Source organism: Burkholderia sp. HI4860 (assembly GCF_002223045.2).
In the GTDB taxonomy this organism is placed as follows: Bacteria; Pseudomonadota; Gammaproteobacteria; order Burkholderiales; family Burkholderiaceae; genus Burkholderia.
On record NZ_NKFO02000005.1, the window covers coordinates 880911 to 894833 of the forward strand.

Here is a 13923-nt window from a genome sequence, read left to right on the forward strand (position 1 = left end):
GTGGAGAGGTGAAGCGCATGCACCGGCGCGCGCGAGGAGGCGAGCATGCTTGCGATGATGTTTGACGGCACGACACCGCATTTGCGCGAGGTGCGCGTGCCGGACCCGTTGCCGGCGGCGGGCCAGTTGCTGATCGACGTACACGCATGCGGCGTGTGCCGGACGGATCTCCACGTCGTCGACGGCGAGCTCGCGCATCCGAAGCTGCCGCTGATCCCGGGGCACGAAATCGTCGGCACGGTGCGCGCGCTCGGCGCGGGCGTGACGGGCTTCGCGGTGGGCGAGCGCGTCGGTGTGCCATGGCTCGGCTCGACGTGCGGCCATTGCGCGTACTGCGCGACCGGCCGCGAGAATCTGTGCGACAGCCCGGGATTCACCGGCTATACGATCGACGGCGGCTACGCAGAGCGCACCGTCGCCGACCACCGCTATTGCGTGCATCTGCCGCGGCGCTACACCGATCTCGAAGCCGCGCCGCTGCTGTGTGCGGGCCTGATCGGCTATCGAACCTTGCGCATGGCGGGCGATGCGCGGCGCGTCGGCATCTACGGCTTCGGCGCGGCGGCGCATCTCGTCGCGCAGGTCGCGCATGCGGAGGGGCGCAAGGTGTTTGCGCTGACGAAGCCCGGCGATACCGTGGCGCAGCAGCTGGCGCGTTCGCTCGGTGCCGCGTGGGCCGGCGGCAGCGACGAAGCGCCGCCCGAGGCGCTCGACGCCGCGCTGATCTTCGCGCCGGTGGGCGCCCTGGTGCCGGCCGCGCTCCGCGCCGTCGACAAAGGCGGGACCGTCGTGTGCGGCGGCATTCACATGAGCGATATCCCGGGTTTTCCGTACGCGTGGCTGTGGGGCGAGCGCCGCATCGTGTCGGTCGCCAACCTGACACGTGCGGACGCGGTCGAATTCATGCGGGTCGCCGAGGCGGTGCCGCTGCGAGTCGAGGCCGTGCGCTACGCGCTGACCGATGCGAACCGCGCACTCGACGATCTTCGCGCAGGGCGTTTGTCCGGGGCGGCGGTACTCGCGATGCGCGGCTGATGCGCGGGCCGCGCGCGGCGCGTTCAGATTCGCCCGAGGCCTTCCGGGTCGACGATGCGGATCTGCTTGCCTTGCGCGGCGACGAGCCCCTTGTGCTGGAACTTCGACATCATGCGGCTGACCGTTTCGAGCTTCATCCCGAGATATTCGCCGATCTCGTCGCGCGTCATCCGCAGCACGAATTCGGCGGCCGAGTAGCCGCGCGCCTTGAAGCGCGTGGACAGGTTCAGCAGGAACGCGGCCACGCGCTGTTCGGCGGTCATCGTGCCGAGCAGCAGCATCAGCGCGGATTCGCGGACGATTTCGCCGCTCATCATCTGGTACACGTGATGCTGCATCGGCCGGACGTCGCGGCACATCTGCTCGAGCTGGCCGAACGGAATGATGCAGACGGTGCTGTCCTCGAGCGCGATCGCGTCGCCGTTGTGGTGCCCGGTGTGCACGCCGTCGAGCCCGAGCGATTCGCCGACGATCTGGAAGCCGGTGATCTGCTCGTCGCCGTCGCGATGCATCACGATGGTCTTGAACGATCCGGTTCGGACTGCGTAGATGCTGTTGAACGCATCCCCCGCGCGAAACAGCGTTTCGCCGCGCCTGACGTGCCGCGTCGTGCAGATCATCGCGTCGACGCGCGCGAATTCGTCAGGAGAAAGGTCGGCCGGCATGCAGACGGTCCGCAACGCGCACGTCGAGCAACGGGACGCGGCGCGCTTCGGTTGGTCCGCCCGGTCGACGGAATGCAACGGGATGAACGGGCGTAACGGCGTGGTCGGCGAAACTTCGGCAGGGCGCTGCATGATCGGCTCCAGTACGTTCAGGACGGCGACGAGCCGCCGTAGGCGGGATCGCGCGGGTGGTCGCGCCCGCGGCCCTGACGGTTGTCGCACTCATGGTGAAGAACCGCGCCGGACGAGCCGGGAGACCTGTCCCGACGGCGAGTGCCGCCTTTGCTCCGCGACGCGCGTGCTTGTTTTTCTTGATCTGGAGTATGGATGTTGCGCGGCGTCAAGGAAATCAGCCGCCATGGAAGATGCAGTAGGTCACATGGAAGTGATGTAGGCGGTTTCCTACACGGGTGCGGCATTCTGTCCGGGCGCGACGCGCGGGCGCACCGGTCGTGCGCCCGCGCCGCCGTCAGAGTTCGTCCGGGTCGTCGAACAGCTTGTGGCGCATCGCATAGCGCACGAGCGCCGTGTCGTTCGGCATTTGCATCTTCTCGAGAATCCGCGTCTTGTAGGTGCTGACCGTCTTGACGCTGACACAGAGCGCTTCCGCGATTTCGGAGATCGACTCGCCGATGGTGACGCGCCGGAACACGTCGAATTCACGGTCGGACAGCCGCTGGTGCGGCAGCAGATCGGTCGGCTCGTTCAGGCTTTGCGCGAACTGCTCGGCCATGGTCAGGCTGACGTAGACGCCGCCCGCCGCGATCTTGGTCAGCGCCGCGATCAGCTCGGCGCTCGCGCTCTCCTTGGTCATGTAGCCGGATGCACCGGCGCGGAACGCGCGCACCGCGTATTGCTGCTCGGCGTGCATCGTCAGCACGAGGATCTGCAATGCCGGCTGCTCGTCCTTGATCTGCCTGATGAGTTCGACGCCGTTGCGGCCGGGCATCGACAGGTCAAGCACCAGCACGTTTGCGGGGGTATCCCGCACGCGCGCGATCGTGGACGTGCTGTCGCACGCTTCACCCGCGACCTCGAAGCCGCTGGCATTCTGCAGGATGTGCCGCAGACCGTCCCGGACGAGGGCGTGGTCGTCGGCAATGAGTACCCGGATCATGGCAATCCCTTCCTTGCCGGATCGCGTGGCGCGGGCCACGCGGCGGCATGCGTCGATCATCGTCGCGGACCGGCGCGCTCGATCGTTCGATGGTGGCCGACGCCGATGACCGGACGATGTCCATCGTCGTCGGGGCCGGATCGGCACGGGGTCCGGTTCGTCGATGCCCCGAAATTGTGCGCCGGTCGCCGGCGTTCGCCAATCGGGATCGATGCGGACTGCCGCCGTCGCGTGGGCTTGACCGGCATCAACCGGATCGCGTCGGCCGGCCCCAGACTGGTTCGGCAAGCCGGTCGATGCCGGGCAACGACAGGGAGACGTCATGTATGCACGGATCTTCGCAGCACTGGACGGCAGCCGCGGTGCGCGGCTCGCGCTCGACGAGGCGATCGCGCTCGCCCGCCATTCAGGCGGCCTGATCGTCGCCGTGTGCGTGGTCTCGGACGCGCCACGACGGACGGACGTCGACCGCGGCTATCTCGACCCGCGCGATCCGGCGTGGCTGGATGCGGACAGGGCCGCGATCGCGGTGGCGGATGCAGAGGCCGCGTTTCGTCTGTGCGGCGTGCGCGGCATCGCGCACACGATCGACGCGTGCGGCGACGCGGTGTCGTCCGTGCTGGCGCGCGCTGCTGCGGAATGCGACGCGGACTTGATCGTGATGGGCACGCATGGTCGCCGCGGCATGCGCCGCGCGGTGCTCGGCAGCGTCGCCGAATCGCTGGTGCGCACCGCCGACCGGCCGGTGCTGGTCGTGCGTGAGGGGCGGGGCGCGTGCGCGGCCGTGTTGTGACGGAAGAGGGCAGCCGCAGGCGGCTGCCCCTTCGTCATGCGTGCGTTGTCAGTGCGACAGCAGCACCGGCACCGTCATCGTCTCGAGGACGGTGCGCGTCGCACCGCCCAGCACGCGTTCGTGCATGCGCGCATGGCTGTACAGGCCCATCACCAGCAGATCCGCATGCAGGTCGGTCACCCGGTTCAGCAGCGTCGCGCCGACGCCGACCGACCGGTCGCGCGGCGTCGTCGAGAACGACGCGCGCACGCCGTGCCGCTCGAGATACGCGGCGACGTCGACGCCCGGCGGCGTCTTGTCCGGATCGGGTTGACCGTGCACGACCGTCTCGACGTTGACGAAGCGCGCGCGGGCCAGCAGCGGCAGCGCGTCGGCCATCACGCGGGCGGCTTCGCGCCCGCCGTCCCAGCCGATCAGCACGTTCTCGCCGATCGTTCGCACGTCGCCCGCGTAGGGCACGACGATCGCCGGACGGCCGCTGCCCATCACGACATCCTCGACGAAATGGCGCGCGACGTAGGTCATCCGATCGTCCGGGTCTTCCTGGCCGAGGATCAGCAGGTCGGCGTGGCGTGCGTGCAGAATCGCGGCGGCAGTTGCGTCGCCGGCCGGCGCCTGCCACTCGACGCTGCGCCCCGCGCGCTCGGCGGCCGTCAGGAATTTCTCCTCGGCCTCCTTGCGCCGCTGGTCGCACAGGCGTTCGTACACGGCCAGCTTCAGCGGCTCGTCGGGCCGCCGCAGCGGCTCGAAGAGATCCTGGCAGACCGCGTAGAGGCCGATCAGATGCGCATTCCAGCGCGCCGCGAGTTCGAGCGCGAGGTCGACGCGGGTCGCGCAGCGCGCGCTGTCGTCGAGGTGGACGAGCAGGGTCTTGTAGCTCATGACGGCTCCTTTTCGGTGGAGGCTGCGACGGTCTCGGCGGGTTTGCCGGACGGGCAGCCTGCCGGAATCATCAGCACCGGGCACGTGGCCAGCCGCAGCACGCGCTCGGCCACGCTGCCGAGGAAGAGGCGCTGAACGCCGCGCCGGCCGTGCGTGCCCATGATGATCAGGTCGGCTTCGATTTCGTTGGCAAGACTGACGATCCGGTGCGGGATGTCCTCGCCCGCCGGCGCGACGTTGGAGATCTGCGGCGTGCCGGCGACGTCGCGCGCCTTCAGGCGTCGCGCCGCGTCTTCGGTGACGCGGAGCCCTTCTTCGCGAAAGGCGTCGACCAGGATCGACGGGTCGTAGCCGTACATGTCGTAGGCCGGCACCAGGAAATCGACGACGTAGACGGGCGTCAGCCGCGCACCCGTCTCCGACGCGATGGCCAGCGCGGCGTCGAGGGCACGGGACGACGTGTCGCTGCCGTCGAGCGCAACCAGAATGTTCGAGTACATGGCATGTCCCTTGAACGGAGGTGGATGAAATCATCATCGGCGCGTGCGCGCCAATCGCGCTGATCTGGATCAAGCGTCGCGGTTGGCGCGCAGCACCCCGACCGCGGCGCGCGCGGCGATCCACGCTTCGTTGGCCGGCTCGACGACAACCGTGACCGCGCTCGACGCGGACGACACGACCCGCGCATGGTCCGCGTTCGCGCCCGCGTCGATGTCGATGCCGAGCCAGCCGAGCGCCGCGCAGATCCGCTCGCGCAACACGGCCGAGTGCTCGCCGATGCCGGCGGTGAAGACCAGCATGTCGAGGCCGCCGAGCAGCGCGACGAGCGCACCGGCTTCGCGCACGATGCGGTGGACGTAGAGTGTCAGCGCATCGCCGGCCAGTGCGTCACCGGCGGCTTCGCATGCCAGCAGCACACGCGGATCGCCGGAAGCGCCCGACACGCCCTTGAGCCCCGACTCGTGATAGAGCATGTGACCCAATGCTTCGGCGGACAGCTTGCCGGCCGCGAGCAGGTGCAGGACCACGCCGGGATCGAGTGTCCCGCAGCGCGTGCTCATCATCAGCCCGTCGAGCGCCGAGAAGCCCATCGTCGTCGCGACGCTGCGGCAGTCGCGCATCGCGCACAGGCTGGCGCCGCTGCCGAGATGGGCGGCGATCACGCGGCCGTGCGCACGTGGGCCGAACTGCTCGTCGAGCACGACGGCCAGGTATTCGTACGACAGACCATGGAACCCGTAGCGGCGCACGCCCTGGTCGAACCATGCGTGCGGCAGCGGCAGCAATTGTTCGGCGCGCGGCAGTGAGCGGTGAAACGCGGTATCGAACACGGCGACCTGCGGCACGTCGGGAAACGCGTCGCGCAGCGCGTCGATCGCATCGAGGCTGTGCGGTTGATGCAACGGCGCGAGCGGCGTCAGCGTGCGCAGCGCGTCGAGCACCGCGTCGTCGACCACGACCGGGTCGACGTACCGGGCACCGCCATGCACGACACGGTGTGCAATGGCGCCCAGCGCGATATGCGGCAGTTGCACGCGGATCCACATCGCGACCTGCGCGAGCACCGCACGGTATGGATCGCCCGTGTGCAACGGCAGCGTGCCGCCCGGCGCAGCGTCGAAGCGGAGCGACACGCCGTTGCCGGTTTCGCTCGCTTCGCCCTCGTGCAGCGGCCGTCGCACGGGGTCCCCATGCGGCGGATACGCGAAGACCGCGAATTTCACGCTCGACGAACCGGCATTGACGACGAGCAGCGCGAGCGTACGCATCGACCGGCTCAGTGCGACATCAGCACCGGGAGCGTCATCGACGCGAGCACCGTGCGCGTGGCGCCCCCCATGATCAGTTCACGCCAGCGCGGATGCCCGTAGGCGCCCATGACCAGCAGGTCGGAACCCGTTTCATAGGCACGCGACAACAGCGTGTCGCCGATTGCCGCGCCGGTACCGGTGTCGATATCGAGTACGTTCACGTCGCGCGCATGGCGCGCGAGCATCAACGCGGCATCGGCGGCCGGAATGCGCGTGGTCGCCGCTTCGGAATCGCCGTCGACCACGGCGACGACCGTCGTGCGCTTCGCGTGCTCGAGGAAGGGGAGCGCGTCGTGCGCGGCACGGGCGGCCTCGCGGCTGCCGTCCCACGCGACGAACACCCGTTCGCCGATCGACGGGAATTCGCCGGTGTACGGCCAGAACAGCACCGGGCGGCCGGCGGACAACACGAGGTTCTCCGGAAACTGGTCGTCGATGTAGGTTTCGGGATCGTTCGGGTCGCTCTGGCCCGCAATCACGAGATCGGCAAGGCGCGCGGCGCGCGGCACGGCCACATTCGCGCGCTCGTCCGCGCGAACCCAGGTGGCCGGCACTTTGGCCCGCGCGGTTTCCGCATGGAACAGCCGCTCCAGTGCAGCGAGCCGCTCGTCGCGTTGCTCGCGGTGCGCGCGGAAATAGTCGGCGGAACCGGCCATCACGTAGAACGAATGCGGCTCCGGCGTGTAGACCGCGAACAGGCCGGTGAGATGCGCACCGAAGCGCCGGGCAAGACGCAACGCGAGCTCGAGGCGCGAATGCGCGCGGGTGCTCGTATCGAGGTGCACGACCAGGCTTTTGTAGCTCATCGGAATCGCTCCATCGACGGGTGATCCGCCAGTGCAATCCAGTCTACGAAGCAGGGTTTCCGCGTGCTTGACTCAGATCAACGGGTGCCGTGCGCCACGGTCGCACAGTGAAGTGGACGCCCATTCACCGACCGGATCGAAGGAGCGAATGCGATGAGCCCCCATGCCTTGACCACACCGAACGACGCTTGCCGCGCGGGCTGCGATCTCGCGTTGCGCATGGCCGCGCTGGCCCGCGACTGGCAGCACGAATGGAACACGCTGGCAGGGCGGCGCATCGAGCGGGACCGCGTCGCGGTGCGCGGCCTGCAGCAGGCGCTCACGGTGACGACCGAGTGGACGGCGTTCGGCGAAGCAGCCCGGCACGTGATGCGCGACTACACGATCGCGACCGTCGCGCTCTGGCAGGACGCGACCGAGCTGTGCATGCGCGGGCAGTTCGAGAGCGCGAGTGCGTGGCGCACGTGGCTGCGCGATTACGGCACCGGCGCGCTGTCGCGCTACCAGACCTTCTGGTGGCCCGATCTCGGGCGGCTGGCCGTGGTCAACGAGGCGAGCATGCCGTGGCGCGACTGGATGGCCGCGTTCGAACTTGGCATCACGGAAGCCGTCGATGCAGGCGACGAGGCCGCGGCCGTCCGGCGTCTCGACGGCAGCCACGCGGTGCGGGAGCACGATCATGTCCGCTGAGCGCGTCGCTTTCGTCACCGGCGGAATGGGCGGCCTCGGCGCCGCGATCAGCCGCCGCCTGCACGAGGCCGGCATGACGGTGGCGGTGTCGCACACCGAACGCAACGACCACGTCGCGACGTGGCTCACGCACGAACGCGAGGCGGGCCGCACGTTTCATGCGTACGAGGTCGACGTGGCCGACTACGACTCGTGCCAGCACTGCGCGGCGCGCGTGCTGGCCGAGTTCGGGCGCGTCGACGTGCTCGTCAACAACGCGGGCATCACGCACGATGCCACCTTCGTGAAGATGACCAAGAGCATGTGGGATGCGGTGCTGCGGACCAATCTCGACGGCCTGTTCAACATGACGAAGCCGTTCGTGCCCGGGATGATCGACGCCGGCTTCGGCCGGATCGTGAACATCGGGTCCGTGAACGGGGAGCGCGGCGCGTACGGGCAGGCGAACTACGCGGCCGCGAAAGCCGGCATCCACGGCTTCACGAAATCGCTGGCGCTCGAACTTGCGCGGCACGGCATCACGGTCAACACGGTGGCCCCCGGCTATCTGGCCACCGCGATGCTCGAGTCGGTACCGAAGGAAGTGCTCGACACGAAGATCCTGCCGCAGATTCCGGCCGGCCGCCTCGGCGACCCCGACGAAATCGCCGCGCTCGTCGCCTTCCTGTGTTCCGACGCGGGGGCGTTCGCAACCGGTGCGGAATTCGACGTCAACGGCGGCATGTACATGCGATGAAAGCGTCCGTCGTCCGTGTGCCGCGCCCGCGCGAGTCGAGGCAGCAATCCGATCGGGACCGCCGGAAAGCCGGCACGCCCGAGTGCGCGCCGGCCGACGCGACACCCGCCGAACAATGGAACCGCGCCGCGCATGCGAACGTCGCCGCGATGACGTTCGGGCTGTCGCCCGTGTCGCTGGCGCTGGCCCTGCTCGACTGGGGCGCGCACCTGGCGGTGTCGCCGGGCAAGTGTTTCGAACTCGCGACGCAGGCGTGGCTGGCGGCCGCGCCCGTGGCGGCGGAGAAAGGCGCGGCGGACGACACCGACACGGACGGCCAGGCCGTGCATGCGGGGCGCGCCGATCCGCGCTTCGCCGCGCCCGCCTGGTCGGGCTGGCCGTTTCGCGCGTATCGCGACGGCTTCCTGTTGGTCCAGCGCTGGTGGCGCGACGCGACGCGCGGCGTGCCGGGTGTCGAACGCCACCATGAGGAACTGGTCGGTTTCGCCGCGCGTCAATGGCTCGACGCGTGCTCGCCCGGCAACTTCCTGGCGACCAATCCCGTCGCGCTCGACGCGACGCTGCGCAGCGGCGGCGCGAACCTCGCGGCGGGGGCGCGGCACTGGCTCGACGATGCGAACGCGTGGCTCGATCGCGCCGGCGGCACGCGTGGCCGAGACCCGCGGGCGTACCTGCCGGGGCGCGACGTGGCGATGACGCCGGGCCGGGTCGTGTGGCGCAACGCATTGTGCGAGCTGCTGCAATACGACCCGACGACACCGCGCGTCGCGCGCGAGCCGATCCTGATCGTGCCGTCGTGGATCATGAAGTACTACATCCTCGATCTGCAGCCGCACGATTCGCTGATCCGCTTCCTGGTCGACGCGGGCTACACGGTGTTTGCGGTGTCGTGGCGCAACCCGGGTGCGGAAGCGCGCGATCTCGGGCTCGACGATTACCTGCGCGACGGGTGCCTGGCCGCGCTCGACGTCGTCCGGTCGATCTGCGGCGAGGCGGTCCATGCGGCCGGCTATTGCCTCGGCGGTACGCTGCTGGCAATCGGCGCGGCGGCGCTCGCACGCGACGGGCGGCAACATGAAGCCCTGCGATCCGTCACGCTGCTCGCGGCCGAGACCGATTTCAGCGAACCCGGCGAACTCGGCCTGTTCGTCGATGCGAGCGAACTGTCCGCGCTCGACGCGCTGATGTGGCGGCAAGGCTACCTGGACGGCGCGCAGATGTCCGCCGCGTTCGAACTGCTGAACGCGCGCGACCTGATCTGGTCGCGGATGATGAGCGAATACCTGCTCGGCAGGCGCACGAAGCCCAACGACCTGATGTCGTGGAATGCGGACACCACGCGCATGCCGTACCGGATGCATTCGGAATACCTGACCCGGCTGTTCCTCGACAACGATCTCGCGGCCGGCCGCTACTGCGTCGACGGGCGGCCGGTCGCGCTGTCGGATCTCGACGTGCCGACGTTCGTGGTCGGCACCGAGCGCGATCACGTGTCGCCGTGGCGCTCGGTCTACAAGCTTCATCTGCTGACCCACCATGCATTGACCTTCGTGCTGACGGCGGGCGGCCACAACGCGGGCATCGTGTCGGAACCCGGTCATCCGGGCCGCCATTACCGCTGCGCGACCCGCGAACCCGGCGCGCCTTACCGCAGCCCGTGCGACTTCATGCGCGACACGCCCGCGGTGGACGGATCGTGGTGGACCTGCTGGCGCGACTGGCTGCATGCGCGCTCGTCGGGTGACGTGCCGGCCCGCACGCCGGCCGCCGGGCTCGCGGCGGCGCCCGGCGCCTACGTGCTCGAGACATGAACGGGCATCGGCATCCGGGGCCGTGCGGTGGCGCGTACCTGCCCGGCCTGCTGCCGAGCGCGGACGGCGCCTGGCCCGGGCTGATCGAGCGGGCCCGCCACGCAGCGCCGCTTGTCGTGGCCGTCGTGCATCCGTGCGATGCAACCAGTCTCGTTGCGCTGGCCGAACTCGGCGAGTCGCCGCTGGCGGCCGCGATCGAGCCGCTGATCGTCGCGCCGCGCGACAAGGTGCTGCGTGTCGCGCACGATGCGGGCGTCGATCTGTCGCCGTGGACGATCGAGGACGTGCCGCACAGCCATGCGGCGGCGGCCCGCGCGGTCGAACTCGCGGCGGCCGGCCGTGCCGGCGCGCTGATGAAGGGCAGCCTGCATACGGACGAGCTGATGGGCGCGGTCGTCGCCGCCGAATCGGGGCTGTGCACCGACAAGCGCATGTCCCACTGTTTCCTGATCGAGACGCCGGCGTATCCGCGTCCGTTCATCCTGACCGACGCGGCGGTGAACATCGCGCCGGATCTCGCGCAGAAGGCGGCCATCGCGCAGAACGCGATCGACGTCGCGCATGCGCTGGGCGTGGCGTGCCCGCGCGTGGCCGTGCTGTGTGCGGTCGAGACCGTCAATCCGGCGATGCGCTCGACGCTCGACGCGGCGGCGCTTGCGAAGATGGCCGAGCGCGGCCAGCTCACGGGCGCGATCGTCGACGGCCCGCTCGCGCTCGACAACGCGATCTCGCTACGGGCGGCGCACGACAAGGGGATCGATTCGCCGGTCGCCGGCTGCGCCGACATCCTGGTCGTGCCCGATATCGAAGCGGGCAACCTGCTCGCGAAGCAGCTCGAATACCTGGGCGGCGCCATCAGCGCGGGCATCGTCGTGGGCGCGCGCGTGCCGATCGTGCTGACGAGCCGCGCCGATGGCGCTGTCGTCCGGGTCGCGTCCTGCGCACTCGCGATGGTGCTGGCACAGGCGCGACATGCGTCGCCATCCTGATGAATGAACCTGCAACCCTTTCTTTCGATGGAGGAACCACGATGAAAGCACTCGTCTACCACGGGCCCGGGCGCAAGGCGCTCGAAGAGCGGCCCATGCCGGAACTGCAGTCGCCCACCGACGCGCTCGTGCGCATGACGCGCACGACGATCTGCGGCACCGATCTGCACATCCTCAAGGGTGACGTGCCGACTTGCGAACCCGGCCGCATCCTCGGCCACGAAGGGGTGGGGATCGTCGAGCAGGTCGGCGCCGCCGTCGATGCGCTGAAGCCGGGCGATCATGTGTTGATCTCCTGCATCTCGTCGTGCGGCCGCTGCGAATACTGCCGGCGCGGCCTGTATTCGCACTGCACGACCGGCGGCTGGATCCTCGGCAACCGGATCGACGGCACGCAGGCCGAGTACGTGCGCATTCCGCATGCGCAGACGAGCCTCTACCGGATTCCGCCGGGCGCGGACGAGGAGGCGCTCGTGATGCTGTCGGACATCTTGCCGACCGGGTTCGAATGCGGCGTGCTGAACGGCAAGGTGCAGCCGGGCTGCTCGGTCGCGATCGTCGGCGCGGGCCCGATCGGCCTGGCGGCGCTGCTGACCGCGCAGTTCTACTCGCCCGCGCAGATCATCATGATCGACCCCGACAGCAACCGGCTCGACGTGGCGCATCGCTTCGGCGCGACCGATTGCATCGACGGCCGCGCCGGCGACCCGGTGGCGGAAGTGATGAAGCTGACCGACGGCGTCGGCGTCGATTGCGCGATCGAGGCGGTCGGGATCCCGGCGACGTTCGAAATGTGTACGTCACTGGTGGCGCCGGGGGGCGTGGTCGCGAACGTCGGCGTGCACGGGGTCAAGGCCGACCTGCACCTCGAGAAGCTGTGGGATCGCAACATCTCGATCACGACCCGGCTGGTGGACACGGTCAGCACGCCGATGCTGCTGAAGACCGTGCGCGCCGGGCGCCTCGATCCGAAACGCCTGATCACGCACCGGTTCTCGCTCGACGACGTCGAGCGCGCGTACGACACGTTCGGCCGCGCCGCGCAAACCCATGCGCTGAAGGTCATCATCGAAGTCGGTTGATGGCCGGGTCGCGCGCGGCGGGAACCGGCAGGCGACACCCGGTTCCCGCCGCCGTACGGTGGGGCACGCCGTCAGGAGGAAAGCGCGGCCGGCTTGCGCGTGTCGCCCGATTCGACCGCATCGAGATCGACGCACTGCGCATACACCGGCACCTCGCACGGCCAGTGCAGCCGCTCCGCGATGCGCCGCCGCATCGCGTCGGCCGCGGCCGGCTCGCCATGCGTGACGAAGGTTCGCACGGGCGCGCGCTGCATCGTGCCGAGCCAGCGGAGGATCTCCTCGTAGTCGGCATGCGCGGAGAGCGTCGTGATCGACTCGACCTGCGCGCGCACGCGCACGTACTCGCCGTGGATCTTCAGCGTCGGCTCGTGCGCGGCCAGTGCCGCACCGCGCGTGCCGGCCGCCTGGTAGCCGACCAGCGCGATCGTGTTGCGCGCATCGGGCGCGTAGCGGCTCAGGTGGTGCAGCACGCGGCCGCCGGTGGCCATCCCGCTGCCGGCGATGATGACCATTGGGCCCTGATGGTCGGCAATCGCCTTCGACTGCTCGACCGAGCGGATCATCGTGGCCACGTGGCCGAGCGCGTTCGCTTCGGAAGGCGTGAGCCGGTGTTCGAGGATATGGTGACGATAGATTTCGGTCACGTCGGTGGCCATCGGGCTGTCGACGAATACCGGCACGCGCGCCATCCGGCCGGACGCCTTCAGGCGCGCGATGTAATGCAGGATTTCCTGCGCGCGGCCGACGGTGAAGCACGGCATCACGACCACGCCGCCGCGCGCGAAGGTTTTGTCGAACAGCGCGGCGAGTTCGTTCTCGGGGTCCGATTCCGGATGCAGGCGGTCGCCGTACGTCGATTCGACGACCAGGTAGTCCGCATGCGCGGGCGCCAGCGGCGGCTGCATGATCGGGTCGTGATAGCGGCCGAGGTCGCCCGAGAAGGCCAGCACCTTGTGATCCCAGTGCATTACGACGCTCGCCGCGCCGAGAATGTGCCCGGCCGGCAGCAGGCGGAACGCGAGCCCGCCGCCGAGCGCCGTGCATTCGTCGAACGCGACGGGCTTCAGCAGGTGCAGCGCGCGCTGCGCATCGTCCAGCGTGTAGAGCGGCTGCGCCGGATGATGCTTCGAGTAGCCGTGGCGGTTCGCGAACTCGGCTTCTTCCTCCTGCAACCGCGCGCTGTCGCGCAGCATGATGTCGCAGAGTTCGGCCGTGGCCGCCGTGCAGTACACCGGCCCGCGAAATCCTTCGCGTGCCAGCACCGGCAGATAGCCGGTATGGTCGATGTGCGCGTGCGTGAGCACGACCGCGTCGAGCGTGTCGGGCGCGACCGGCAACGGGCTCCAGTTGCGCAGCCGCAGGTTCTTGGTGCCCTGGAACAGGCCGCAATCGACCAGCACGCGCCGGTTGCCGTGCTCGACCAGGTATTTCGAGCCGGTCACGGTTTCGGTCGCACCGAGAAATGTCAGTTTCATGGATCGCCTCACGGAAGTGGACGGAGCAGTG

The 13923-nt window shown here is 69.3% G+C and carries 14 protein-coding genes; 7 read left to right on the forward strand and 7 right to left on the reverse strand.

Annotated features, from left to right (window positions below; all coding sequences use genetic code 11):
- The first annotated feature begins 45 nt into the window (after positions 1 to 45).
- The gene (locus tag CFB34_RS38050) at positions 46 to 1035 is read left to right on the forward strand and encodes a zinc-dependent alcohol dehydrogenase family protein (protein WP_089443928.1); all 990 of its coding nucleotides are present in this window, start codon (positions 46 to 48) and stop codon (positions 1033 to 1035) included.
- A gap of 23 nt (positions 1036 to 1058) precedes the next feature.
- Here CFB34_RS38050 and fnr read toward each other — a convergent pair whose 3' ends face one another.
- On the reverse strand, positions 1059 to 1832 hold the full coding sequence (fnr, locus tag CFB34_RS38055; protein ID WP_089443929.1) for a fumarate/nitrate reduction transcriptional regulator Fnr: 774 nt from the start codon (positions 1830 to 1832) through the stop codon (positions 1059 to 1061).
- A gap of 337 nt (positions 1833 to 2169) precedes the next feature.
- Positions 2170 to 2817 carry a response regulator transcription factor gene (locus CFB34_RS38060; protein ID WP_089444036.1) on the reverse strand — a complete coding sequence of 216 codons (648 nt, stop codon included), beginning with the start codon at positions 2815 to 2817 and terminating at the stop codon, positions 2170 to 2172.
- Between the two features lie 322 nt (positions 2818 to 3139).
- On the opposite strand from CFB34_RS38060, the gene CFB34_RS38065 reads away from it, so the two are divergent.
- Complete coding sequence (locus CFB34_RS38065) at positions 3140 to 3610, forward strand: universal stress protein (RefSeq protein ID WP_089443930.1); 471 nt, start codon at positions 3140 to 3142, stop codon at positions 3608 to 3610.
- A 48-nt stretch (positions 3611 to 3658) separates the two neighbouring features.
- Here the strand turns inward: CFB34_RS38065 and CFB34_RS38070 are convergent, their stop codons facing one another.
- The 4 genes from CFB34_RS38070 to CFB34_RS38085 all read right to left on the reverse strand — a co-directional run bounded on the left by CFB34_RS38070 (position 3659) and on the right by CFB34_RS38085 (position 7109).
- Positions 3659 to 4492, reverse strand: a complete 834-nt coding sequence (locus tag CFB34_RS38070; protein ID WP_089443931.1) for a universal stress protein — start codon at positions 4490 to 4492, stop codon at positions 3659 to 3661.
- A complete protein-coding gene (locus tag CFB34_RS38075; protein WP_089443932.1) occupies positions 4489 to 4992 on the reverse strand; it encodes a universal stress protein in 504 nt (167 codons plus the stop codon). Before CFB34_RS38075 ends, CFB34_RS38070 begins: the two co-directional genes overlap by 4 nt.
- Before the next feature lie 69 nt (positions 4993 to 5061).
- On the reverse strand, positions 5062 to 6261 hold the full coding sequence (locus CFB34_RS38080) for an acetate/propionate family kinase (protein WP_089443933.1): 1200 nt from the start codon (positions 6259 to 6261) through the stop codon (positions 5062 to 5064).
- Positions 6262 to 6269: 8 nt separating this feature from the next.
- Positions 6270 to 7109 carry a universal stress protein gene (locus tag CFB34_RS38085; protein WP_089443934.1) on the reverse strand — a complete coding sequence of 280 codons (840 nt, stop codon included), beginning with the start codon at positions 7107 to 7109 and terminating at the stop codon, positions 6270 to 6272.
- 153 nt (positions 7110 to 7262) lie between these two features.
- Here CFB34_RS38085 and CFB34_RS38090 point away from each other — a divergent pair, with 153 nt between their 5' ends.
- Genes CFB34_RS38090 through CFB34_RS38110 form a run of 5 tightly spaced genes read left to right on the forward strand, consistent with a single transcriptional unit; the run spans position 7263 to position 12417 of the window.
- A complete protein-coding gene (locus tag CFB34_RS38090) occupies positions 7263 to 7799 on the forward strand; it encodes a hypothetical protein (protein WP_089443935.1) in 537 nt (178 codons plus the stop codon).
- Complete coding sequence (locus CFB34_RS38095; RefSeq protein ID WP_089443936.1) at positions 7789 to 8535, forward strand: beta-ketoacyl-ACP reductase; 747 nt, start codon at positions 7789 to 7791, stop codon at positions 8533 to 8535. The genes CFB34_RS38090 and CFB34_RS38095 overlap by 11 nt, the downstream gene beginning before the upstream one ends.
- Positions 8532 to 10346, forward strand: coding sequence for an alpha/beta fold hydrolase (locus CFB34_RS38100; protein ID WP_089443937.1), 1815 nt, complete (start codon positions 8532 to 8534; stop codon positions 10344 to 10346). Before CFB34_RS38095 ends, CFB34_RS38100 begins: the two co-directional genes overlap by 4 nt.
- Complete coding sequence (locus CFB34_RS38105; protein WP_089443938.1) at positions 10343 to 11335, forward strand: bifunctional enoyl-CoA hydratase/phosphate acetyltransferase; 993 nt, start codon at positions 10343 to 10345, stop codon at positions 11333 to 11335. The genes CFB34_RS38100 and CFB34_RS38105 overlap by 4 nt, the downstream gene beginning before the upstream one ends.
- Before the next feature lie 41 nt (positions 11336 to 11376).
- The gene (locus tag CFB34_RS38110; RefSeq protein WP_089443939.1) at positions 11377 to 12417 is read left to right on the forward strand and encodes a zinc-dependent alcohol dehydrogenase family protein; all 1041 of its coding nucleotides are present in this window, start codon (positions 11377 to 11379) and stop codon (positions 12415 to 12417) included.
- A 71-nt stretch (positions 12418 to 12488) separates the two neighbouring features.
- Here the strand turns inward: CFB34_RS38110 and CFB34_RS38115 are convergent, their stop codons facing one another.
- Positions 12489 to 13892, reverse strand: coding sequence for an MBL fold metallo-hydrolase (locus CFB34_RS38115; protein ID WP_089443940.1), 1404 nt, complete (start codon positions 13890 to 13892; stop codon positions 12489 to 12491).
- Positions 13893 to 13923: the final 31 nt, after the last annotated feature.

What these genes read in the sequence shown, in the direction of transcription:
- CFB34_RS38050 (WP_089443928.1), top strand. Translation starts at nt 46, where the DNA reads ATGCTTGCGATGATGTTTGACGGCACGACACCGCATTTGCGCGAGGTG.
- fnr (WP_089443929.1), bottom strand. Translation starts at nt 1,832, where the DNA reads ATGCAGCGCCCTGCCGAAGTTTCGCCGACCACGCCGTTACGCCCGTTC.
- CFB34_RS38060 (WP_089444036.1), bottom strand. Translation starts at nt 2,817, where the DNA reads ATGATCCGGGTACTCATTGCCGACGACCACGCCCTCGTCCGGGACGGT.
- CFB34_RS38065 (WP_089443930.1), top strand. Translation starts at nt 3,140, where the DNA reads ATGTATGCACGGATCTTCGCAGCACTGGACGGCAGCCGCGGTGCGCGG.
- CFB34_RS38070 (WP_089443931.1), bottom strand. Translation starts at nt 4,492, where the DNA reads ATGAGCTACAAGACCCTGCTCGTCCACCTCGACGACAGCGCGCGCTGC.
- CFB34_RS38075 (WP_089443932.1), bottom strand. Translation starts at nt 4,992, where the DNA reads ATGTACTCGAACATTCTGGTTGCGCTCGACGGCAGCGACACGTCGTCC.
- CFB34_RS38080 (WP_089443933.1), bottom strand. Translation starts at nt 6,261, where the DNA reads ATGCGTACGCTCGCGCTGCTCGTCGTCAATGCCGGTTCGTCGAGCGTG.
- CFB34_RS38085 (WP_089443934.1), bottom strand. Translation starts at nt 7,109, where the DNA reads ATGAGCTACAAAAGCCTGGTCGTGCACCTCGATACGAGCACCCGCGCG.
- CFB34_RS38090 (WP_089443935.1), top strand. Translation starts at nt 7,263, where the DNA reads ATGAGCCCCCATGCCTTGACCACACCGAACGACGCTTGCCGCGCGGGC.
- CFB34_RS38095 (WP_089443936.1), top strand. Translation starts at nt 7,789, where the DNA reads ATGTCCGCTGAGCGCGTCGCTTTCGTCACCGGCGGAATGGGCGGCCTC.
- CFB34_RS38100 (WP_089443937.1), top strand. Translation starts at nt 8,532, where the DNA reads ATGAAAGCGTCCGTCGTCCGTGTGCCGCGCCCGCGCGAGTCGAGGCAG.
- CFB34_RS38105 (WP_089443938.1), top strand. Translation starts at nt 10,343, where the DNA reads ATGAACGGGCATCGGCATCCGGGGCCGTGCGGTGGCGCGTACCTGCCC.
- CFB34_RS38110 (WP_089443939.1), top strand. Translation starts at nt 11,377, where the DNA reads ATGAAAGCACTCGTCTACCACGGGCCCGGGCGCAAGGCGCTCGAAGAG.
- CFB34_RS38115 (WP_089443940.1), bottom strand. Translation starts at nt 13,892, where the DNA reads ATGAAACTGACATTTCTCGGTGCGACCGAAACCGTGACCGGCTCGAAA.